The organism is Nitrosomonas sp. Nm84 (assembly GCF_003201565.1).
Classification (GTDB): Bacteria; Pseudomonadota; Gammaproteobacteria; order Burkholderiales; family Nitrosomonadaceae; genus Nitrosomonas.
Genome location: NZ_QJJP01000023.1, coordinates 36,118 through 59,541, shown reverse-complemented (window position 1 = coordinate 59,541; position 23,424 = coordinate 36,118). Strand labels below are relative to the sequence as shown.

Genomic DNA, 23,424 nt, shown 5'->3' with positions numbered 1-23,424 from the left:
AACATGTTCTCATAAAATTATTTTAAACAACACTTTTTCCAAATGAAAAAACCTCTCTACAGCAATAATTACATATCTTGTCGCTATTTTTACAAATAAGCAGTTGATAACTATTGCAAATAAATCGTAAATCCTTGTCAAGAACTCGATCACAAAATAGCTACTACATATAGAGTAAGAATAATGTTGTTTGATATCGAGCAAAACAGTGTGCAGTGTGCTTGACTACGAATGACTTAAGTTGAGTACTTCTTGAAGCTTATAGTGTGATTCCGATTGTAGAATTTTACGAAGATAATTATTATGGCAAACCTAAGTGCAGTAAGAGTTGTAATTAACCAAACCCTATTATAAAAAATACAATCGGGTATACTTGAAGGATTTCCACAATTTTAATTGAGTTGATATGAGTGAATATCTTTTTACTTCTGAATCCGTTTCCGAAGGACATCCTGATAAGGTCGCTGATCAAATTTCTGATGCAGTTCTAGATGCAATTCTGAGCCAGGACGCCAACGCTCGAGTTGCTTGCGAGACATTATGCAGCACGGGTTTGATTGTATTATCAGGTGAAATAACAACCCATGCTTCCGTTGACTACAACATTATTGCGCGTGAAACAGTCAAGAACATTGGTTATACCAGCTCTAATATTGGTTTTGATTCGACCACCTGTGCGGTTTTAACGGCTTTTAATAAGCAGTCACCGGATATTGCTCAAGGTGTTGATCGTACTAAAGAAGAGGAAATGGAACAAGGGGCGGGAGATCAAGGGCTGATGTTTGGATTTGCTTGCGACGAAACGCCGCAATTGATGCCAATGCCAATTTTTTATGCACATCGCTTAGTTGAACGCCAGGCGGAATTGAGGAAAAATGGGCGACTGACTTGGCTGCGTCCGGACGCAAAATCACAAGTCTCGGTTCGATACCAAAATGGTAAGCCACAGCGTATTGAAACCGTTGTGATTTCAACGCAGCATGATCCTGATATTTCACATCAAACACTAACCGAAGCGGTTATTGAAGAAATTATTAAGCCGGTACTACCTGCTGAGATGATCAGCGATCGTATTAACTATCTGGTTAATCCAACCGGACGTTTCGTAGTGGGTGGGCCGATGGGTGATTGTGGTTTGACTGGTCGTAAAATTATTGTTGATAGTTATGGCGGTGCAGCACACCATGGTGGCGGCGCTTTTTCTGGTAAAGACCCCTCCAAGGTGGATCGATCGGCAACTTATGCGGGACGTTATGTTGCAAAGAATATTGTCGCTGCTGGAATTGCCAGTAAATGTGAGGTACAGGTGGCCTATGCGATTGGTGTTGCGCGGCCTGTTTCATTGATGGTCAATACATTCGGTACCGGTAAGATTGCTGACGAAAAGATTGTTCAATTAATTGAAAGGCATTTTGATCTGCGTCCTCGGGGTATCATTCATGCGCTTAATTTATTGCGTCCTATTTACGCTAAGACCGCGGCCTATGGGCATTTCGGACGTGAGCTGCCGGAATTTACCTGGGAAGCTATCGATAAAGCTGCTCAATTGCGTACCGATGCCGGTATATAAATTCTTAGTAGCATTTGTTGGTATTAGTACACCTTAATTGATTCCCCCCTGTACTGAGGAGCGCTGCAGCGGTTTTTTCCGTGAGGCTCAGCATAGGAGGATATTGTTACAACGGCGCTCGTTCATATTTTGAGGAGAAGACTATGAACGCTGTGCTCAACTCGGATGGGAGCCGCTTTACTGACTATAAGATTGCTGATATTTCATTGGCAGAATGGGGGCGTAAAGAAATAGCGATCGCCGAAACAGAAATGCCGGGTTTGATGGCGTTGCGCAAGGAATATGGAAGCCAAAAACCATTGGCTGGTGCACGCATTGCCGGTTCTTTGCATATGACGATTCAAACTGCCGTGCTGATCGAGACATTAGTTGCACTAGGTGCGGAAGTTCGCTGGGCTTCATGTAATATTTTTTCCACTCAGGACCATGCAGCTGCAGCCATCGCAGCCAAGCATATTCCAGTATTTGCCTACAAAGGTGAGTCCCTGGAAGATTACTGGGAGTACGCCCATCAGATCTTTGAGTGGACGGCTGCCGGGCAACCGAGCGGTGCCAATATGATTTTGGATGATGGCGGTGATGCGACTTTGCTGCTGATTCTAGGCACCAAAGCTGAGAAAGATCAGTCGGTTATTGCTAATCCTGCCAACGAAGAAGAAACAGCATTATTTGCATCCATCAAAAATAAATTAGCCGCACAGCCTGATTGGTATTCAAAAAATCTTGCCAGAATACGCGGTGTCACAGAAGAGACCACCACGGGGGTTCATCGGTTATATGAAATGCATAAAACCGGCGAGCTTCCATTTCCAGCATTTAACGTGAATGATTCTGTAACCAAATCAAAGTTTGATAATCTCTATGGATGTAGAGAATCGCTTGTCGATGGCATCAAGCGCGCAACCGATGTCATGATTGCCGGAAAGATCGCCGTGGTGTGCGGATATGGTGACGTCGGTAAAGGTTGTGCGCAGTCTTTGCGCGGTTTAGGTGCAACCGTCTGGATTACCGAAATCGATCCTATCTGTGCGTTGCAAGCAGCGATGGAAGGGTATCGTGTCGTGACCATGGATGATGCATGTAATCAGGCAGATATTTTTGTGACTGCAACCGGCAATTTGCGCGTGATCACGCATGATCACATGTTGAAAATGAAGGATCAAGCGATTATTTGCAATATTGGGCATTTCGATTCTGAAATTGATATTGCATCTGTGCAGAAATATCAGTGGGAAAACATCAAGCCGCAAGTGGATCATGTCATATTTCCAACGGGGCGACGCATTATTGTATTAGCGCAAGGTAGATTGGTGAATCTGGGGTGTGCAACAGGACATCCTTCTTTTGTGATGTCCAGCTCATTTACTAATCAAGTATTGGCGCAGATGGAGTTATGGCAGAACGGGGAGAATTATCAAAAGAATGTGTATGTGCTGCCAAAACATCTGGATGAGAAAGTGGCGCGACTGCATATTGGTAAGCTGGGGGTAAAACTGACTGAGCTGACAGATGAGCAGGCAAAATATCTGGGACTCAGCAAGAACGGTCCCTATAAACCAGAGATGTACCGGTATTAATCATTCGCTCCTGCGGTCTTAATGGGATAGAATTTACATGACTTTCCCATTAAGAAGGCTTGATCAAGGCCAAAGATTACTATTGGTATCGATTGTGATAGCTCTATATTGATAGACTTGCAAAGTGATGGAATCACAAAAAAAATTCTCTCCTACATTCAGTTTTGAGCTTTTTCCACCCCAAACTCCGCAAGGTGTTGAAAAGCTAAGATTAACACGACAACAACTGGCTCAGTATAATCCGAAGTTTTTTTCTGTAACCTTTGGTGCAGGCGGTTCTACGCGCGAACGAACACTTGAAACTGCTTTGGAGATTCAAGCAGAAGGGCATGTTGTTGCGCCGCATTTGTCTTGTATTGGATCAACGCAACAGAATATTCGCGTCATTCTGGAGAAATATTATGAAGCAGGTATTCGGCACATTGTCGCATTACGCGGTGATTTGCCATCAGGTATGGCACAAGCCGGGGAGTTTCGTTACGCCAGTGAACTCGTCGCTTTTATCCGGCAGGAATTTGGCTCCGCATTCCATATCGATGTGGCGGCGTACCCGGAATACCACCCGCAAGCACGCTCTGCACAAGTGGATTTTGAGAATTTTAAGCGTAAAATTGAAACCGGCGCCAATTCGGCAATTACCCAATATTTCTATAATGTTGATGCGTATTATCATTTTGTAGAATCGTGTGAATCGGCTGGGTTGAATATTCCGATTGTTCCTGGAATCATGCCAATTAATAAATTCTCACAATTGGTCAGGTTTTCAGATACCTGTGGCGCTGAGATTCCGCGCTGGATTCGTAAAAAATTCGAGGGGTATGGCGATGATAGCGCTTCGATACAAGCTTTTGGATTGGATATTGTCACCGATCTTTGCGAACGCTTATTGCAAGCGGGCGCACCGGGATTACATTTTTATACATTGAATTCAGCCAATTTGACATCAATGATATGGCAGCGATTGAATCTAAAAGGAAATGCCGATTAGCCCGCGCTTCCTATTTGTTGTGATACGGATCAAATAAAACCACATAATCGCAAGCTAATGCAATATGGGTTTGTGGGACATCAGTCATGAAACCGGCATGATCTTTTTCCTGATCCCCTTAGCCAGTATATAATGCGCGTCAATACTTTGATTAAAGTGAAAAGCACGAGGTTTCGAAATGGAAGAGAAAAAAACTGATTCAGACAAATCAATTGCAGAGGCACCAGCTTCGGAGGTAACCACTTCGGATATTTCAACTATGGATGCTTGCATTGCACATGCCAGGGAAGTTCAAGCCGCACAACTGGCATTTATCGAAAGCAAAAATTATGATTTTGCACCTGAATTTAAAAGCATGACCATTCAGCTTTATTTATTGGGCGTAATGTGGAAATTTGCTCAAGACTTGGGAAACGCGGATGATGCGCGCGAATTGGCATTCACGGCATTGCAAGCGATGCTGCTGCAAGATGGCATGCAAAAACAAAAAGCAGTCAAGCGCGTCGAGTTTTTAAGAAAAATGTCCAAACTTGAAGATGATCATGATGCATTGGCTGTAGTGATTGGTTATGAATCTGCACCCAATGATAGCAGCTTGGCAGAAGTATTTGACCATTACATCGATGATATGCAAGTTTCCGGTGCCTTCTGGCGATTGTATGATCGTGGTAGAAAAATCATGTTATACGGTGGTTTGCTCATAGCTTTTGCAGTGATTTGGTTCGTGACTTTATTCATGCCGGGAAACAGTACGGTTGCAACTTTGGCCGCTGGCCTTATTGCGGCGGCACTTTTTGTGGTACCGGTATTCTTGATTGGTATTTTCATGTATCGCACAAAAATTAAGAAAGCAAAACAAATCAGCTAATGCTGATAGGTGTTTATATCATATGATCGATACTATCTGCCGCATCACATTCAGATTAATTAACCCGATTGGTTTCGCGTGATAATGGGCGCCCACATTATTGATGGTAAGAAAATAGCTGAATTGGTGCGCGCTGAGTGGAAAGCCCGTGCTGATAAATTGATTCAGTTAGGTACTCAGCCGGGACTGGCGGTAATCATTGTTGGAGACAATGCTGCATCGGGTATTTATGTCAGGAATAAGGTTAAAGCTTGCAATGAAATCGGCATTTACTCAGAGGTGCATGCTTTTCCGGCAAATGCACAGCAAAATGAAGTGTTGGATTGTATTCAAGCGCTCAATGAGAATTCGCACATCCACGGTATTCTGGTTCAGTTGCCGCTACCCTCTCATTTTGAAAATAATCGCGTCATCACTTCCATTGCGGTGAGTAAGGATGTCGATGGTTTTCATCTTTACAATGTGGGTGCATTGGTTACCGGGAATACTATATTCTCACCGTGCACGCCGTATGGTGTGATGGTCATGCTGGAAAGAAATCATATTCCCATAGCAGGTCAACATGCCGTAGTGGTGGGACGTAGCAATATTGTGGGTAAACCGATGGCATTCATGTTACTGGAGCAGGGTGCTACCGTCACTATTTGTACTTCAAAAACACGTGATTTACTGCAATTTACAAAAAATGCTGATATTTTGGTGGTGGCGACCGGAAAACCACGCATGATCACGGCTGACATGGTAAAACCCGGTGCCGTGGTGATTGATGTGGGTATTAATCGATTAAATGATGGTAAGCTTTGCGGTGATGTCGATTACCAGTCAGTCAAAGATATCGCTGGTTATATTACGCCGGTTCCGGGCGGTGTCGGTCCGATGACGATTACCATGTTGCTGTGTAATACGATTCTGGCTGCTGAACGTGCGCAGTCTGGCGGCTGAAGTAGGCAAGCAAAGTTAATTTTTAAGAGTATGCCTGAATATGGAACTGCAACCTGATATAGATCCACAGGAAACACAAGAATGGCTGGAAGCATTAGATTCAGTCATCAGTACTGGTGGCGCGGAACGTGCTCATTTTTTATTGGAGAAATTGATTGAAAAAGCACGCCGTTCCGGTGCTTATCTGCCTTATAGTGCCACCACGGCCTATATCAACACCATTCCAACAGGAAAAGAAGAACGCTCGCCAGGTAATAACGCGATAGAGCATCGTATTCGCTCCTATGTTCGCTGGAACGCTATGGCGATGGTGTTGCGTGCCAATAGAGATACCAATGTTGGCGGTCATATTGCCAGTTTTGCATCTGCTGCAACGCTGTATGACATCGGTTACAACCATTTCTGGCATGCCCCATGCGAAACGCACGGTGGGGATTTGGTTTATATACAAGGACATTCTTCGCCGGGGGCGTATGCGTATGCATTTCTTTCCGGAGAGTTAAGTCAAGAACAACTGGATAACTTCCGCCAAGAAGCCGGCGGCAACGGCTTATCTTCTTACCCGCATCCCTGGTTGATGCCCACTTTCTGGCAGTTTCCAACCGTTTCAATGGGACTTGGACCGCTGATGGCTATTTATCAGGCCCGATTCATGAAGTATCTGGGTAGTCGAGGACTGGTCAATACAGATGGACGTAAAGTCTGGGCTTTTATGGGTGACGGTGAAATGGATGAGCCTGAGTCACTCGGCGCAATTCCATTGGCATCGCGCGAGAGCCTCGATAATTTGATTTTTGTCGTTAATTGCAACCTGCAGCGTCTGGATGGTCCAGTGCGGGGAAATGGCAAAATTATTCAGGAATTGGAAGGCGCTTTTCGTGGCGCAGGCTGGAATGTTATCAAGGTAATCTGGGGTTCTTACTGGGATCCATTGTTGGCTAAAGATACCAGAGGGTTATTACAAAAACGCATGATGGAATGCGTTGATGGCGAGTATCAGAACTTTAAAGCCAGAGACGGTGCATATGTGCGCGAGCACTTTTTTGGCAAATATCCTGAGCTACTGGAAATGGTCGCCAACATGTCGGATGACGATATCTGGCGGTTAAATCGAGGCGGGCATGATCCTTATAAGGTCTATGCGGCCTATGCGGCTGCGGTTAAACATACCGGCCAACCGACAGTAATACTGGCTAAAACCATCAAGGGCTATGGGATGGGTGAGGCTGGTGAAGCACAAAATATTACGCACCAGCAGAAAAAAATGGGAACGACTTCACTAAAGGCCTTCCGAAATCGGTTTGGTCTGGATATCCCGGATGACAAGATCGATGAAATACCCTATCTCACGCTCGCTGCGGATTCGCCGGAATTTACGTATATGCAAGAGCGGCGTAATGCACTAGGCGGCGCTTTTCATCATCGCAAGACCAGTGCGCAGGCATTACAGATACCACCGTTGTCAGCTTTTGAATCGTTGCTGAAAGCCGGCGGAGAAGGGCGTGAATCGTCGACAACCATGGCTTTTGTGCGCATTCTGAATATTCTGGTTAAAGATAAGCAGATCGGTAAGCATGTCGTCCCGATTGTCGCCGATGAGTCGCGTACGTTTGGCATGGAAGGCATGTTCCGACAACTGGGTATCTGGTCATCGGTAGGGCAGCTGTATACACCGCAGGATGCCGATCAGCTGATGTATTATAAGGAAGACAAACACGGACAGATTCTGCAGGAAGGTATCAATGAAGCGGGTGCCATGTCATCCTGGATCGCAGCGGCGACATCTTATAGCACGCATGGTATTCAGATGATTCCGTTTTTTATATTTTATTCCATGTTCGGTTTTCAGCGTATCGGTGATTTAGCCTGGGCGGCTGGTGATATGCGCTGTCGAGGTTTTTTGCTGGGTGGAACGGCAGGGCGCACGACATTGAATGGCGAAGGGCTACAACACGAGGATGGACATAGTCATATCGTGGCTTCAACAATTCCCAATTGCGTATCATATGATCCTGCATTTGGGTATGAGTTGGCTGTTATTGTCCAAGATGGTTTGCGACGCATGTATCAGGAACAAGAGGATGTCTACTATTATATTACGGTAATGAATGAAAATTACCCGCACCCTGAGATGCCATCGGGTGCCGAAAAAGATATCCTGAAAGGTATGTATTTATTCAGCGAAGGGAAAAAGAATCGCAATAAACCTTGCGTGCAATTGCTGGGTGCCGGTACCATTTTGCGCGAAGTGATTGCCGCTGCCGCGATACTCAAAAAAGAATATCACGTGAATTCAGATATTTGGGGTGTGACCAGCTTTAATGAATTAAGGCGGGAAGCATTGAGTGCGGCGCGCTGGAACATGTTGCATCCAACTCAAACGGCAAAAGTGTCGCACGTAGAAAATTGCTTGAAAGGACGCGAAGGACCTGTGATAGCCGCGACTGACTATATGAAAATCTATGCCGATCAGATTCGTGAGTTTGTTCCTGGAAAATATCGTGTTTTGGGAACGGATGGCTTTGGGCGTTCTGATACGCGCGAGAAATTGCGTCATTTCTTTGAAGTCGATCGATTTTATATTACCGTTGCAGCACTCAAAGCGCTATCTGAAGATGGAAAAATTTCAAGTCAACTGGTTGACCGAGCCATACATAAATATGGCATCGATCCGGAGAAGCCTAATCCGGCAATCAGCTAAGGTCGAGGCAATATGAGGAAAGCATGTGACTGAGTTAAAAAAAGTATTCGTTCCAGATATTGGTGACTTCAAAGATATTCCAGTGATCGAAATACTGGTAAAAGCGGGCGATGTTGTTAAAGCTGAGGATTCATTGGTTACGCTGGAATCTGATAAGGCAACCATAGAAATTCCCTCCCCATATCCTGGCTTGATCAAAGAATTATTTGTCAAAGCGGGCGATAAAATATCAGAGGGCACGGCAATATTGACTATCGAGGTTTCAGATAGTGCTCAAACAGAACCGCCTGTTCAAGCCTCTGAAAAAACAATTGTTCAAAAAGATGCTGCACCTCAAGCAGAAGAAGAAGTTAAGCAGGTTGCTACCCAGCCTCAGCAGACACAGAATTTAACGAACAATGTTGCCACGACAGGCGATGTGCTTTCTAAAGCATATGCCAGCCCGTCTATTCGCCGTTTTGCACGGGAACTGGGCGTGAATCTTGATTTGATCACGGGTAGCGGACCTAAACACCGTATTCTCAAAGAAGATGTACAAGCCTATGTAAAAAACGAATTATCAAAGTCTCGCAGCGATGGCACCGGCTCAGCACTTAATTTACTGCCTTGGCCACAAGTTAATTTTGCCAAATTCGGTGCGATTGAGCTGAAACCTTTGACGCGTATTAAACAAATTTCAGGTGCCAATTTGCACCGAAATTGGGTGATGATTCCGCATGTGACTCAATTTGATGAAGCAGACATTACTGATTTAGAGACGCTACGAAAAGAATCCAATGACAAAGAAAGCAAAGTAAAACTGACATTACTGGCATTTCTGATGAAGGCGTTAATCGCGCCTTTGAAAAAATTTCCGGAATTCAACGCGTCACTCGATAATAATTCTGGCGACGAAGCCAACCTGATCATCAAACGCTATTATCATATCGGATTTGCTGTGGATACCACCAGTGGATTAGTCGTTCCGGTGATTAAAGATGTTGATCAAAAAGGAATCACTGCCATCGCTGAAGAATTAACCAGGCTATCTTCACTGGCGCGCGAAGGTAAGTTAAAACCAACCGATATGCAAGGCGCAAGCTTTACCATTTCCAGCTTGGGTGGGATTGGCGGCACGGCATTTACGCCGATTATTAATGCCCCTGAAGTTGCCATTCTGGGGATTTCAAGAGCAAACACTAAGGCCGTTTATCGCGACAATCAGTTCGTTCCACGCTTAATGCTTCCTTTGTCGCTTTCTTATGATCATCGAGTCATTGATGGCGCAACTGCTGCGCGTTTTACGACACATTTATCAGAGGTTTTAACGGATATGCGCCTAGCTTTATTATGATGGATACCGCTGATAGGTATACTTACCAAGATGGAAGCTATCGATAAGCTTCCTCTGATTGGTATTTATGGCGGGACATTCGACCCCATTCATTATGGCCATCTACGTATCGCTGAGGAGTTGCTTGATGTTGTCGGTTTGAAACGGATCGTTTTTGTTCCATCAGGTGCGCCTCGCTTGCGTGCCGTTCCTGCCGCATCAAGAAATCACCGTGCTGCCATGGTACGTTTGGCAATTCAAGATAACAGATTGTTCTCGCTTGATGAGCGTGAAGTGAATCGTCCCGGTGTTAGTACCACGGTGCATTCATTGCGTGAATACAAATGTGAATTAGGTGATAATTCAGCACTCTGTTTTATATTGGGAGTAGATGCATTCGTTAAGATACATCAATGGGCTGAATGGCGGGAATTGTTCAGTTTATGCCATTTAATTATAGTCGCCCGCCCTGGATACACTGCTATCAACGAAGATCAAAACCTGCCAACTGAGATCAGAAAAGAATTTATTTCCCGTGGCGTCATGAATGTCAGTGATTTGGGGTTACAATCCTGTGGTTTTATCTATACTGCACGGACATCGCTGCTGGAAATATCTGCGTCGCACATACGATCATTGATAAATACCGGAAAAAGTATACGTTATCTGCTTCCTGACGATGTCTCTGAATATATTAAATCCAATTGCTTATACGCCGGAAAACCATGAATTCTGAAGAGCTAGTAACTGTCACTATTGACGCACTGGAGGAAATCAAAGCCTACGATATCGATGTCATCGATGTTTCAAAGATAACTTCGATGTTTGGAAGCATCATCCTTGCCAGTGCAGATTCTACGCGCCAGACAAAATCACTGGCGAATAATGTGCAAGTAAAAGTCAAAGCTGCTGGGGGAAAAGTGTACAGCGTGGAAGGAGAGCAGACAGGAGAATGGCTTCTCGTGGATCTGGGCGATGTAATTGTGCATATCATGCTACCGAATGCACGTGAATACTATAATCTAAAAGCGCTATGGTCTAGATAAAAATCAATAGTAACTATTCAGAACAGCAGGCGAGATGTAAGATATTTTTAGCTATCCTTTATTATGAAATTTTTTATACTCGCAGTTGGCAATAAGATGCCGGATTGGATCAGGACGGGTTATTTAGAATATACCAAACGATTGCCACGAGAAATAACCGTAAATTTGATTGAAATCAAACCTGAGAAGCGCTTGAATGGCAAAGTAACCGAGCAATTGTTATTTGCGGAATATCAGCGGATCCGTGCAGCATTACCAGCGGATTGCCAGGTTGTGGTTCTTGATGAAAATGGCCAACAATGGACAACAGTAAAATTCGCTCATGTCATAAAGCAATGGACGATGGATGGCGATGCGGTTGCATTTATTATTGGCAGTGCAGATGGGTTACATGATGAAATCAAACGTGCAGCCGGTGAAATGCTTGCATTATCCAAACTGACTTTGCCGCATGGTCTTGTTCGGGTACTTTTGGCGGAGCAACTTTATCGCGCTGTCTCGATTATTAAAGGACATCCTTATCATCGAACGTGAATCAACTTCATTATTCATGCGATTTTAAGGCACTCTCAACAAGATAATAATGCCTATTCGTTTTTGGAATTTTTTTACGCCATGATGCTTTCTGATAACCAAATATATCTTGCTTCAAGAAGCCCTAGAAGGCGTGAATTGCTCAGACAAATCGGTGTGAAATTTAATCTTTTATTGATGCGCGAAACACTAGGTCGCCCGATTGATATTGATGAGCAGCCACTGATTGATGAAACGCCGACGGATTATATTTATCGTATTGTTCAATCCAAAGCAAATGAAAGCTGGAAGCGAATATTGCAGCGTAAATTTCCACTATTACCGGTATTGGTCGCTGACACCATTGTAACGCTCGATGGCTGTATTTTAGGTAAGCCTAAAGATATCATGCAAGCAGAAGACATGTTAAGGACTTTATCGGGGAGATCACACCAAGTCCTGACTGCCATTGGTGTTGGGGTCAAAGATAAGGTACAAGTAAGGTTATCGACGTCGATGGTACAATTTCGTGAAATCAATGAACGAGAAATCCGCAAATACCTCACGCAGAATAATTGCTTAGATAAAGCCGGCGCCTATGCTATTCAAGGTATGGCGGCAGCATTTATTGTAAAAATATCAGGCAGCTACAGTGGCGTAATGGGACTGCCTCTGTACGAGACGGCACAATTGCTAGAAGAAATCGGTATAGAGCTATTTCCACGATAACTAGTACCCATGGTTCTGAAATTTAATAGCAATTTAATTTATGCGTTCATTTTGTTTCCAATTGCTGCAGTTAATAGTCAAGTTTCAAGCCATTTTGCTGCTAGCCTGACAAACTTCTAAATCAAGAATAATAAGTTTTTAAGAGAATTTTTAGCGCTATGAACAACGAAATTCTTGTCAATATCACGCCGCAAGAAACCAGAATTGCAATATTAGAACAAGGCATAACACAAGAGCTGCATATTGAGCGAATGATCGGCCATGGTATCGTCGGAAATATTTACAATGGGCGTGTCAGCCGAGTTTTGCCGGGTATGCAATCAGCATTTGTAGATATTGGCCTGGATCGAGCTGCGTTCTTACATGTTGCGGATATCTGGAATCCGAATCAATATAGTGATACTACCAAACCGATTGAGAAATTATTACATGAGGGCAATAGCATTCTGGTTCAGGTGATTAAGGACGCAATAGGTACCAAAGGGGCGCGACTATCAACCCAAATAAGTCTGGCGGGGCGCTTGTTGGTTTATCTGCCACAGGAATCCCGCATTGGTATTTCTCAACGCATTGAAGATGATACTGACCGTGAATTGTTGCGTGAACGATTACAGCAAATTTTACCTTTGGAGGAGAAGGGCGGCTACATTATCCGGACAATGGCCGAAACGGCAGACGAAAGTGATTTACGTGCTGATCTTGAGTATCTGCATAAGCTATGGCATGACATCCAACAAGGATCTGCAACGATTGCAGCGCCTGTATTGCTCTATCAGGACCTGGATCTCGGCCACCGGGTATTACGGGATTTTGTCGATGAAGATACGACTCGTGTGCTGATAGATTCCCGTGAGAATTTTCAGAAGCTCGTCAAATTTGCACAAAATTATATGACGGATATTGCTGAGCGCATTACTCTATATACCGGAGATCGCCCGTTATTTGATTTGTATGGCGTTGAAGAAGAAATTGAAAAATCTTTGGCTAAACGTGTCAATTTAAAATCAGGCGGATATTTGATCATCGATCAAACGGAAGCGCTTACCACGATGGATGTGAACACAGGTGGATTCATTGGTGTACGCAATTTTGACGATACCATTTTTAAAACAAATCTGGAAGCAGCCCAGGTAATTGCCAGGCAACTGCGTTTACGTAATCTGGGTGGAATTATCATTATTGATTTCATCGATATGGATTCCGAAGAGCATAAAAACGCGGTATTAATGGAATTTAATAAAGCTCTGCAGAAAGATCGTACACGCATTACTGTCAATGGATTCAGCACACTTGGACTGGTTGAGATGACACGTAAGCGAACCAGGGAAAGCTTGGCGCATGTACTGTGTGAGCCTTGTCCAACCTGTCAAGGGCGAGGAGAAATTAGAACCGCACAAACAGTTTGTTATGAGATCTTGCGTGAATTGCTGAGAGAGTCTCGGCAGTTTGAAGCGAATGAGTTTCGTATTCTCGCATCACAGCAGGTAATTGATTTGTTTCTTGATGAAGAATCCCAGAGTTTGGCCCAACTAGGTGATTTTATAGCAAAACCGATCAGCTTGCAGGTTGAGGAATCATATACTCAAGAACAATACGATGTCATATTGATGTAATTGGAGAAGCAGTATAATGATTGAATTACGTTAAAAAAAGAAAAACCGGATTTCGTTTAATGCCATAGTTACCTAACTGCAATAACTATTCCGGCAAACAAAATCCGGTTTAAGCGATGAGCTTTTTCGTCTTTTTTTATTAATTGATAATTACTAAAACCAATTCTAATAAGCGTTATTAGAATCTGAGTTTAACTTTGCTTTAATTTTTTGATTGCTTGGTTGACCGAGTGAATCTACCGGTTTGTTGGCATATTCACGTTTCAGCAATTCTGCTGCTACTTTATGATGGAAAGTCGCTTGCTTTGAAGCTTCTTTTGCAGCTTCTTCGTAGTAACGAATATTGGCTGTAGTGTGTGATTTAAAATCTTGACCTTGCCGACCATAGTGATAGCTATGATTATGATATTCTTCTAATGACTCTTTCTTTTCCTCAGCTTTGGCTGCCATTTCTTTAGCTAGGTTATCATAGTGATTTGCCAAATTATCATGGTCACTATACGTCCTGGCATTTTGTGTAATAATCTTATTACCTGCATTCTGTGTTTCCAATGGACTCAATCCTGCACAGGCAACTATTAGAAAAAGTATTGGTGATACTAATAAATATTTTCCCAGTTTTGTGTTCATGATAGTAATAACTCCAAGTAGAACGTCGTATGCATATACTAGCTTAGTCAACTCTACCGGTATATTAGGGAAACTCTGGTTTTTTACTAAGGGAAACCATTAATCGATAATCTATTAATGGGTTGCTTGATGTTTTAATGTTCTTCAGCGGTCCAACGTGTGGCGTAGCGTATTAAATCAGCACCATCCTTCAAGTTCAATTTAACTCGAATGTTGAAACGATGCGTTTCGATCGTCTTAATACTGCGACAAAGCAATTTGGCAATTTCCTGGCTACTATGTCCTTGTCCAATCAAATGTAGTACTTCAAATTCACTTGGCGTGAGTGTATTGATCAATTGCTCCGGCTCTGCTGTTCCTCCTGTTGCAATTCGTTTCAATAGTATTTCATGCATGTGCTTACTTAAAAAAACATTGCCCTTTAATACTTCACGAATAGCAGCTAGCAGTATTTCACCAGGTTCTTGTTTCATCACATAACCGCGTGCCCCTGCACGCAGGGCGCGCTCTGCATAAACGGATTCATCATGCATGGAAATGAAAAGTACGGGGAGCGTTGGAATTAGTGCGTGTATGCTTTTGATCACTTCGAAGCCAGATACTGTTTTAAGGGTGACATCCAATAACACAATATCGACAGGCTCCTTTTTCTTGAGTATTGCCAGCGCCTCATTTCCGTCTCCAGCTTCAGCAAGCACTTCCATATCGGGTTCCATATTGATGAGCATCGCCATACCGTGACGTAGCATGGCATGATCATCCACTAGCATTACTTTCGCTTTTACATTTGACATATTAGATCATTCGCATTTCTAAACGAACCTCCGTACCACCTTCGGTGCGCGATAAAAATTCCAGCTTTGCACCCAATTGCTTCGCACGGTATTGCATGATCTTAACGCCCATTCCTGAAATTGTCTTATGACTGGCATCAATTCCAACAAAACCGCTGCCATCATCGCAAATCGATAGACACAATATGCCTTCTTCGGCAGTCAACGATATGTTCAGATGTTGTGCTTTACCGTGACGTATTGCATTATTGGCAGCTTCTTGGGCGATTCGATATAAGTTAAGCGCGAGATCATTATCATTAATAACCATGTCATCTTTACATGAGAAGTTGCAAATAATACTGTAAGTTGTTGCTATTCTGGTTGCGAAAGTCTGCAATGCGGGTATCAAGCCATTAGCTTCCAATTCAAACGGCAATAATCCTTGCGCAAGCTGTTTGATCTGTATCACGGCAATCTGTGCTTGCGTAGCAATGGAAGCAGCCTCAGTCGCCATGCTTCCATTGCCTTCAGAAAAAATTTTCTTTTCCAGCGCTCTGGCCTGATAACCGATTGCCGCTATCTGTTGCCCAAGATTATCATGCAATTCCTGTCCGATTGTATGTGCCTGTTCTTCAGCCACAAATACCAGTGCCTGTTCTAGGCGCTTGCGTTCAAGCCAACTCTCCAGGTCACTTGCGATGGCGTTGACGAGCTTTTGTTCTTCCAGCACCAGAAATGGTTTATCGTTTGGATAAAATATCCGTAACTGGCCACAGATCTTGCCGTTGACGTTAATCGCAGACCAGCAGGTACATGCAGGGTCTCGATCAGCACGTCGGTGATCGCGTATCCTGGGAACAATTTTATTTTTTGATGGCAATTGATGTGCAAAACCTTGACCATATTTTCCGGACATGAATCGCCAGCCATTCAATTCGATGACGGCAGTAGCAATCTCAGGGAATTGCACGGCGGATATTAAGTGCTCAAAAACATTCTGGCACACATTATCAATGGATGACTCTACTCCGATTCCACGCCGTATTTCATACAAGCAGGTAATTTCTTTCAAGCGCTCACGCAATAATTCGTCGACCTGTTTGCGCTCGAGCCATCTTGCCAGATCATCCGCAATGGCATCAATCAGTCTTTGTTCTTCCAATACAAGAAATGGTTTATCTTCAGGATAGAACACACTCAAGTGACCGCACACCTTATCATCAACCTTGATTTTTGATTGCAATACAAAACCGATGGCGTCGCTTTTTTTGTAGCACTCATAACATACTTTATCGTCTTCGGTGGTAATGCCTGGTTGTGTTTTGTTGATATGACCTTGGTTTTGTTTGGAAGTAAAGCGTTTGCCGTTGAATTCGATGATAGCGGTAGCAATTTCCGGGAATTGCATGGCCGGTATCAGATGCTCAAAAATATGTCGAGAAATGTTTTCGATGGATAATTCCAATCCCATGCCACGACGAATTTCATAGAGGCAAGTGATTTCCTTCAGCCGCACGTGCAGTAATTCATCGACTTGCTTACGCTCAAGCCATCTTGCCAAATCATTCGTAATGGCATCAATCAGTCTTTGTACTTCCACAACTAGGAATGGCTTATCTTCGGGATAGAAAACGCTTAATCGGCCACATGTCTTGCCACTAACCTTGATCTCTGAGTACAACTCATGCGCTAAGCTCTGATTTTGGTTGAGGGAAGTGATGCGTCTTCCGTCAAGTTCGATTATCGCGGAAGCATGTTCCGGGTACTGCATGGCAGGGATTAGGTGCTCAAGAATTTGTTGGCAGACATCGTCTACTGATAGCCCCAATCCAATACTATGGCGAATTTCGTAGAGACAGGTAATTTCCTTCAGGCGTTCGCGTAGTTCAATTTCTTTATGGCTAAGTTCAATGGAGAATTGCTCAGCTGTTTCCTTGGCATCGCGTGCCTCTTTTTCTGATTTGATTAGTTTGCGGACAAACCAATTCAATAGCAATATCTCAGCAATGATCAATCCGGCCAGGTACAGAATGATAATTTTCAGTTCTTCGTTGACTGGCTGGAATAATTCTTCCTCATCCAATTTTAAGGTCATACCAAGACCGATCGTGCGTAGTGGTGCGTAAGCTTCGATTACCGGTATTTGACGATAGTCTTTTACGGCGACAACGCCGCTTTTTCCATCCAGCGCATAGCTGATTGGCAGCACAACGCCTTCTGTCATGCGTCTTAAATGCTTGAATTTCACGCCATCAATCTGACTTATTAAGCAGGCCATTTCCTGCTTATCTTGTACCGGCGGTGAACACAATATAAATTCTCCGGTTTCACCGATTGATCTTATTTCACTGAATCTGCGCGTCAGTTGGGGTAGTGTGATTTCCGTCATAATACTGCCGATACGGCGCATATCCGCATCAAGTACTTCTTTATTTGTGCGCAGAATAAACTGCCCATCCCATACTAAAGATGTATTGTGATATTTATTGAGCGGCAATGATTGTGATTGTTTTTCAGAAAACTGACCGACTTGCGACAGCGCATTACCACGTATGTCATAAACAACTGCTGCCGAGAAACCTGCTTGCGTTAACGAGTTAACGTTGCGTTCAAGATCGTGCAGAGCATTATTGTTGTCTGGTTGCGCATTGAGTTCCTGCATCGATTTAATGATAAAGGGGCGCAGCGCCAACGCGCGAGTATCCGCTATCCCCTTTTCAATTTGATTCTCAATGTGCAGCGCCTTGCCTTGTAAAGCGACATCCAGTCCTCGACCCAGTACAGATTCAATTTGCTGTCGCATCGCACTATAAACCGCGATACCTGTCGTTAGGGTCAATCCTAACAAGAGCAGGCCACCAATAATACTAATCTTGCGATCGTCACGTGTTAAAAGCAAACCACTCTCCTTAGTTAGGTTCTGATTTTGTGTCGCCCAGCAAATCGTTGAAAAATTATCTGTGTTGCTGCTACGGTGCTAAAAAAGGCATCAAAATACTCATTGATTACACCTAAATTGCGCTTCCTCGCCTGTTTTTGCCTGCTATCGATTACCTCGAAAACGCTCTTAACAGCCTGTTGGATTATAAACACAACTAGTCAGACAACTCCAGAGATTGCATGTTTCATTTAACTGTAATCGTGCAATCTTATTATGAATAAACAGCTTAAATCCATTTTTTTCTTTTAAAGAAAATGAGTAAGCCCACGCCGATCATAATAAAAATCACCCAAATTGTAGGATAAGCCCAGCGCCATTTTAATTCCGGCATATATTCAAAATTCATGCCATAAATACCGGCGATAAAAGTCAGTGGTATGAAAATTGATGCAAAAATGGTCAAAACTTTCATGGTTTCATTCAACTTGTTACTAATGCTGGAAAGATAGATATCATGCATGGCAGAAATTCTTTCCCGATAAGATTCAAGGGAATCGGTAACGCGCAGTACGTGATCATATACATCGCCGTAATATCGCAATGTTTTCTCTTGCAGCAGCGGAGTATCCGTGCGCTGGATGGTTACCAGCAATTCGCGTAATGGAGAAATATTGCGTTTCATGGAAATTAAACCACGTCGAATTTGCTGTACGGTTTGCAGCATTGCTTTATTGGAGTTGAATAATATATTGTCTTCCAGAGGATCGATGATTTCGTCCAGATTGTCTTCTACAACAAAATACTCATCAACAATCGTGTCGAGAATGACATACGCTAGATAGTCGCTGCCAAGCTGCCGTAACCTGCCATTTCGGTTCTGCAAGCGATTGTAAATAGAATCAAACGTATCATCAGATTTTTCTTTAAAGGTAACTACATAATTAGCCAGCAACAAGATACTGATTTGTTCGTACTGCAGGCTAAAAATTTTTTCCTGATCAAGACTGATACCTTTGATAACTATATAAAGGTAATCTTCGTATTCCTCCAACTTGGGGCGTTGGTGCGTACTTAAGATATCTTCTAATACCAACGGGTGAATATTCAATTCCTGACCGATACTTTCCACGATACGAATATCACTTAACCCATCCACATTTACCCAGGTGATGACCTCTGTACGTTTTAGTTGTTTCAATTCTGTGATCGAAACGATGTCGTGCCGTATCAGTGTATCCGCATTATATTGTGTAATAGAAATTTTACATTCCGATCCATGCTTTTCGCCAATATGTATGAGTGTTCCCGGTGGCAGTCCGGATTTATCAGCTGAGCTGCTTAAAACTGTTTTATCGGATTGTCGCTGTGCGTGACGTTCTGATAGTAAAGTAGAATTCATATGTGCTTACCTGGTGTTGATCGCCAAGTTGCTTATTCTAAGGATTTTACTTAAAGTTGGGGAAATAAGATGACTGATCACTAATGATCAGGAGGGTGGCAAGTGTTGCCAGATTCTCTGAAAGGAAGAGTGGGAGTATGTTGTTTTAAGTTATTCAGATTTGCCGAGATATTCGACTTGGTTTGAAATTCTGTTTTTTTGCAATGAGCACCAATCTTGCCATACTTGACGAGCTTCTTCCACATTATTGAATGTCCAGAGCACTACGCCGTCTTCCGTCATTAGGGTTGCCATTTTATTCGGCCATTCTTTAATCAAGCAATACATAACTTTCTCCTTTAATACAAATAATTAATAATGTGAAAAAGCTTAATTGATTTATATGAAAATATGATGACAGAGATATGAAGAATTAATGACAACGAATGTATTATATGGTACTAAGCGTTTATTATCGGCATTGCTACTCGTTGAAACATTATTTATAGTGAGTGTTTAATCGCTCTTCATTTTTACAAGGAATTATTATGAACAAAACCAATTATATTCAACTGGGTGCTTTAATAGCACTGATATCGATTGCAGGTTGTGCGGCAAATAGCAATCCTAACAATCCTTTAAGCACAGTAGGCCAAGGTCTGTCAACGGTAGAAGGTGCAGCGCAAAGTGGCCAGCAAATACTTAATGCCGGTACAGCGGCTGCTAGTAATCCGGCAGGAATCAACCAAATCGGGTTGGTTGATATTTTGGTTCATCGGCTAGGGGTATCACCACAACAAGCATTGGGCGGCGCTGGAGCGATCTTTCAAGCGGCTCAAGGCAATATGAATCCACAGGCATTTGCTACATTATCTAAATCTATTCCAGGAATGGATAGCATGCTCAATGCCGCGCCTGCTATGTCAGGGGTCGGCGGTTTATCTTCCTTGACGGGAAGTTCCGGAAGCGCAGTGAGTAGCGTGGCTGCTCTTGCAGCATCATTCCAGCAATTGAATCTTTCCCCTGATATGGTGGGTCAATTTATTCCCGTTGTAACAAATTATGTGGGCAAAACGAGCGGACAAGTAACAGCCGATCTTTTTCAGTCGGCCCTAACAGCAAAATAGAGCGCTTCGCCGCAATCGGTGAGGTATTGAATGCGTCTCTCAACTGCTGGTTTTTAACCAATTACGTTTCAGAGAGAGGAATTAAACCGGAGAAATTACGGAGAGATTATTATAAGAACCCAAGTATTGTAGTACACATAAAAGCGATTTAAAGGCAAATGGAAGGAGACTTCCGGACGCAAAGCCGAGGGCCCTAACCATAAAGAGGAAGGGTGGCCGGGTTGCATCGTACCGATTTTCTCAGAAGAATCAGCTTGTTTGCACTCTTTCAACTTTGCTTTACACAAATAGAAAGAGGCGAAATGGCACTTTCATCATGGTCTAATCAACAAATTCTTGATCAACTCGCAATTTTCTTAAAGACTCAGGTTTTAGTTGCTGGCGCCCAATTCTAATGCCAATTTTCTGGATAGTTTAGCGGCTTCTTCTGTGATTTGTATTTCCAACCATCCCTGTAAATGAGTGCAAGTAATATCTGCCAGTGCTTGAATCCAGTCACTGCGCTCGTTGAGGCAAGGAATGTAATGAAATTCCTTGCCTCCGGCTTGAGTAAATGTATCTTTTACTTCCATGGCAATTTCTTCCAGTGTTTCCAGGCAATCGGATACAAAGCCCGGACATACCACATCTACACGCTGCGTCTGCTCTTTTCCCAGCTGCGTTACAGTCGTTGCAGTGTATGGAGTCAACCATTTGGCTTTGCCAAAGCGCGATTGAAAGCAGATTGAATATTGATTTGTATCTAGCGCCAAGGCTTCAGCCAGTAACCGCCCGGTTTTCTGGCATGCACAATGATATGGATCGCCTTTATCCAGGCTTGCACGCGGAGTGCCGTGAAAACTGATGATCAACTTGTCAGGTCGGCCATTCACATCCCAGTAATCGCGTACATTTTGGGCCAATGCCGCAATATAGCCGGGGTGGTCATGATATTGTTTGACGGTGCGAATAGCTGGTAAATTGCGCATGTGGCTTAATACTGCAAACACATTATCCATCGCAGCGGCGGTGCTGCTGGCTGCATATTGAGGAAAGAGAGGAATGATCAGAATACGTTCGCAACCCTGTTCCTGCATTTTGGATAGTACCGTGGCGACAGAGGGTTTGCCGATATTCATCGCATACTCCACAATGGGTGGATTTTGCAATCGTCTGTGTAATTCATCGCGCAATAGCCTAGTTTGTCGCTCAGTGTGAATTTTGAGCGGAGATCCTTCCGGCATCCAGATCTTTGCATATTTCTCGGCGGATGCTTTGGGTCTGAAAGGCAATATAAAACCGTGCAGGATGGGCCACCAAATCAATTTGGGTATCTCAATCACTCGAGGATTACTAAGAAATTCCTTGAGATATGGACGTAATGCCTGTGCAGTGGGTGCATCAGGCGTCCCCAGATTAATAAGTAGTACACCAGTTCGATTGGGTGAACCGTGTTGGTAGATTGATTTGGAAGTCATAGGTATTTAACTGCATTAATGCTGTGATAGGCCGCTGGATAGAAGCTTGGCGGTAATATCGACAATCGGGATGATGCGTTCATAAGCCATACGTCTGGGGCCGATGACGCCCACGGTGCCGACAATTTCCCCTTCGATTTCATAAGGTGCGGTCACTACACTGAATTCTTCCAGCGATGCAACATCCGCTTCGCCACCAATAAAAATCTTTACACCATGGGCTTGCCGACTCAATTCAAGTAATTGCAATAATTTGGTTTTACGCTCGAATAATTCAAATAGTTCTTTTAAGCTGATTAAATTCTCCGCCAGATCGTGAACTTGAAAGAGATTTCGCTCGCCGGCCAAAACCACAGCTTCGCTACTTTCATTGATTGCGTTACCACCCACCTCAATCGCTGCGTTCATCAGAATTATCATTTCGCTGCGTAGTTGCTTTAACTCGCTATCCAGACGGCTACGAATTTCATCTAAGGTGCAGCCCGCATAGTGCTGATTGATAAAATTTCCGGCCTCAATCAAATCGGACTGACTGTAGGGTTTATCCGTGAAAATAATACGATTTTGTACATCGCCTTCAGGCGTGACGATAATCAGCAAAATGCGCTTTTCTGACAATGCCATAAACTCGACATAGCGAAACACCGCACCTTTATGTTTAGGCGTAATTACGACACCGGCAAAGTGAGTCAACTCTGAAAGCAGCTGGGACGCGACGTTGATTAAGCGTGAAGGATTATCAGGGTGTAGTTGGTTTTCCAAATGATTGAGCTCGACCTTATTCAGAGTTTTGACTACCAATAAGGTATCGACAAACAGGCGATAACCTTTGGGTGTCGGTATTCTCCCTGCTGAAGTATGCGGGCTGATGATCAATCCCATTTCTTCAAGATCGGCCATGACATTGCGAATGGTTGCTGGGCTGAGATCTAATCCGGAAAATTTTGACAGAGTGCGAGAACCAACGGGCTGACCTTCGTGGATATATCGCTCTACCAGAGTTTTTAATAATATTTGGGCGCGTTCATTTAACATAGGGTAATTCTACACCAACCGATAGTTTTCATATTAAGTAGGAATCAGTGATTTTGCCTTATATATGCTAAACTTTCCAAGTTATTAGCAGGATTATTAGGTTATCTTTAATCGCTTGAGTTTCGTTGCATGCTTGGTTATTTTCTTGGCTTGATTTTCTTGCCGGGCATATGCGATGGAGCCATTTTACATCCTACACAGATCGCTCGTTAACTGAATACGTTTTTTAGTGACCGTTTTAGCATTTATATTTAATTTTCATCTAACACAATCATTATCAT

Annotated in this window: 20 protein-coding genes and 2 riboswitches; of the genes, 13 read left to right on the top strand and 7 right to left on the bottom strand. The window is 43.3% G+C overall.

Annotated features, from left to right (window positions below; genetic code table 11):
• Positions 1 to 406: 406 nt before the first annotated feature.
• The 12 genes from metK to rng all read left to right on the top strand — a co-directional run bounded on the left by metK (position 407) and on the right by rng (position 13,859).
• Complete coding sequence (gene metK, locus C8R34_RS11790) at positions 407 to 1,570, top strand: methionine adenosyltransferase (RefSeq protein WP_110340923.1); 1,164 nt, start codon at positions 407 to 409, stop codon at positions 1,568 to 1,570.
• A gap of 49 nt (positions 1,571 to 1,619) precedes the next feature.
• Positions 1,620 to 1,697: riboswitch (S-adenosyl-L-homocysteine riboswitch) on the top strand.
• Between the two features lie 16 nt (positions 1,698 to 1,713).
• Complete coding sequence (ahcY, locus tag C8R34_RS11785) at positions 1,714 to 3,147, top strand: adenosylhomocysteinase (protein ID WP_110340921.1); 1,434 nt, start codon at positions 1,714 to 1,716, stop codon at positions 3,145 to 3,147.
• A gap of 127 nt (positions 3,148 to 3,274) precedes the next feature.
• Positions 3,275 to 4,135: a methylenetetrahydrofolate reductase [NAD(P)H] gene (metF, locus tag C8R34_RS11780; RefSeq protein WP_110340919.1), complete on the top strand. Its 861-nt coding sequence runs from the start codon at positions 3,275 to 3,277 to the stop codon at positions 4,133 to 4,135.
• Positions 4,136 to 4,313: 178 nt separating this feature from the next.
• The gene (locus C8R34_RS11775; protein ID WP_110340917.1) at positions 4,314 to 5,003 is read left to right on the top strand and encodes a hypothetical protein; all 690 of its coding nucleotides are present in this window, start codon (positions 4,314 to 4,316) and stop codon (positions 5,001 to 5,003) included.
• Positions 5,004 to 5,087: 84 nt separating this feature from the next.
• Positions 5,088 to 5,945, top strand: a complete 858-nt coding sequence (gene folD, locus C8R34_RS11770; RefSeq protein ID WP_110340915.1) for a bifunctional methylenetetrahydrofolate dehydrogenase/methenyltetrahydrofolate cyclohydrolase FolD — start codon at positions 5,088 to 5,090, stop codon at positions 5,943 to 5,945.
• Between the two features lie 40 nt (positions 5,946 to 5,985).
• Positions 5,986 to 8,646: a pyruvate dehydrogenase (acetyl-transferring), homodimeric type gene (aceE, locus tag C8R34_RS11765; protein WP_110340913.1), complete on the top strand. Its 2,661-nt coding sequence runs from the start codon at positions 5,986 to 5,988 to the stop codon at positions 8,644 to 8,646.
• 25 nt (positions 8,647 to 8,671) lie between these two features.
• The gene (gene aceF / locus C8R34_RS11760; RefSeq protein WP_110340911.1) at positions 8,672 to 9,979 is read left to right on the top strand and encodes a dihydrolipoyllysine-residue acetyltransferase; all 1,308 of its coding nucleotides are present in this window, start codon (positions 8,672 to 8,674) and stop codon (positions 9,977 to 9,979) included.
• A 30-nt stretch (positions 9,980 to 10,009) separates the two neighbouring features.
• A complete protein-coding gene (nadD, locus tag C8R34_RS11755; RefSeq protein ID WP_110340909.1) occupies positions 10,010 to 10,687 on the top strand; it encodes a nicotinate-nucleotide adenylyltransferase in 678 nt (225 codons plus the stop codon).
• Positions 10,684 to 11,004 carry a ribosome silencing factor gene (gene rsfS / locus C8R34_RS11750; RefSeq protein WP_110340907.1) on the top strand — a complete coding sequence of 107 codons (321 nt, stop codon included), beginning with the start codon at positions 10,684 to 10,686 and terminating at the stop codon, positions 11,002 to 11,004. Before nadD ends, rsfS begins: the two co-directional genes overlap by 4 nt.
• 63 nt (positions 11,005 to 11,067) lie before the next feature.
• Positions 11,068 to 11,538, top strand: coding sequence for a 23S rRNA (pseudouridine(1915)-N(3))-methyltransferase RlmH (gene rlmH / locus C8R34_RS11745; protein ID WP_110340905.1), 471 nt, complete (start codon positions 11,068 to 11,070; stop codon positions 11,536 to 11,538).
• An 84-nt stretch (positions 11,539 to 11,622) separates the two neighbouring features.
• Positions 11,623 to 12,246 carry a nucleoside triphosphate pyrophosphatase gene (locus tag C8R34_RS11740; RefSeq protein ID WP_110340937.1) on the top strand — a complete coding sequence of 208 codons (624 nt, stop codon included), beginning with the start codon at positions 11,623 to 11,625 and terminating at the stop codon, positions 12,244 to 12,246.
• A 158-nt stretch (positions 12,247 to 12,404) separates the two neighbouring features.
• Entirely contained in the window at positions 12,405 to 13,859 is a 1,455-nt protein-coding gene (gene rng, locus C8R34_RS11735) for a ribonuclease G (protein WP_110340902.1), read from the top strand.
• 165 nt (positions 13,860 to 14,024) lie between these two features.
• Here rng and C8R34_RS11730 read toward each other — a convergent pair whose 3' ends face one another.
• From C8R34_RS11730 to C8R34_RS16510, 5 genes are all read right to left on the bottom strand, one after another.
• Positions 14,025 to 14,489, bottom strand: a complete 465-nt coding sequence (locus tag C8R34_RS11730; RefSeq protein ID WP_110340900.1) for a hypothetical protein — start codon at positions 14,487 to 14,489, stop codon at positions 14,025 to 14,027.
• A 134-nt stretch (positions 14,490 to 14,623) separates the two neighbouring features.
• Positions 14,624 to 15,283 (bottom strand): response regulator transcription factor, encoded by a 660-nt coding sequence (locus tag C8R34_RS11725; RefSeq protein ID WP_110340898.1) that lies wholly within the window; start codon positions 15,281 to 15,283, stop codon positions 14,624 to 14,626.
• Position 15,284: 1 nt separating this feature from the next.
• Positions 15,285 to 18,164 carry an ATP-binding protein gene (locus C8R34_RS11720; protein WP_258364477.1) on the bottom strand — a complete coding sequence of 960 codons (2,880 nt, stop codon included), beginning with the start codon at positions 18,162 to 18,164 and terminating at the stop codon, positions 15,285 to 15,287.
• 268 nt (positions 18,165 to 18,432) lie between these two features.
• Positions 18,433 to 19,545, bottom strand: a complete 1,113-nt coding sequence (corA, locus tag C8R34_RS11710) for a magnesium/cobalt transporter CorA (RefSeq protein WP_110340894.1) — start codon at positions 19,543 to 19,545, stop codon at positions 18,433 to 18,435.
• 150 nt (positions 19,546 to 19,695) lie between these two features.
• Complete coding sequence (locus C8R34_RS16510) at positions 19,696 to 19,872, bottom strand: hypothetical protein (protein WP_165872563.1); 177 nt, start codon at positions 19,870 to 19,872, stop codon at positions 19,696 to 19,698.
• A gap of 200 nt (positions 19,873 to 20,072) precedes the next feature.
• On the opposite strand from C8R34_RS16510, the gene C8R34_RS11705 reads away from it, so the two are divergent.
• The gene (locus C8R34_RS11705) at positions 20,073 to 20,651 is read left to right on the top strand and encodes a DUF2780 domain-containing protein (RefSeq protein WP_110340892.1); all 579 of its coding nucleotides are present in this window, start codon (positions 20,073 to 20,075) and stop codon (positions 20,649 to 20,651) included.
• A gap of 143 nt (positions 20,652 to 20,794) precedes the next feature.
• Positions 20,795 to 20,880: riboswitch (cyclic di-GMP riboswitch) on the top strand.
• Positions 20,881 to 21,022: 142 nt separating this feature from the next.
• On the opposite strand, the gene hemH is transcribed toward C8R34_RS11705, so the two are convergent.
• Both hemH and hrcA read right to left on the bottom strand, forming a co-directional pair.
• Positions 21,023 to 22,108, bottom strand: coding sequence for a ferrochelatase (hemH, locus tag C8R34_RS11700; RefSeq protein WP_110340890.1), 1,086 nt, complete (start codon positions 22,106 to 22,108; stop codon positions 21,023 to 21,025).
• A gap of 15 nt (positions 22,109 to 22,123) precedes the next feature.
• A complete protein-coding gene (gene hrcA, locus C8R34_RS11695) occupies positions 22,124 to 23,143 on the bottom strand; it encodes a heat-inducible transcriptional repressor HrcA (protein WP_110340888.1) in 1,020 nt (339 codons plus the stop codon).
• Positions 23,144 to 23,424: the final 281 nt, after the last annotated feature.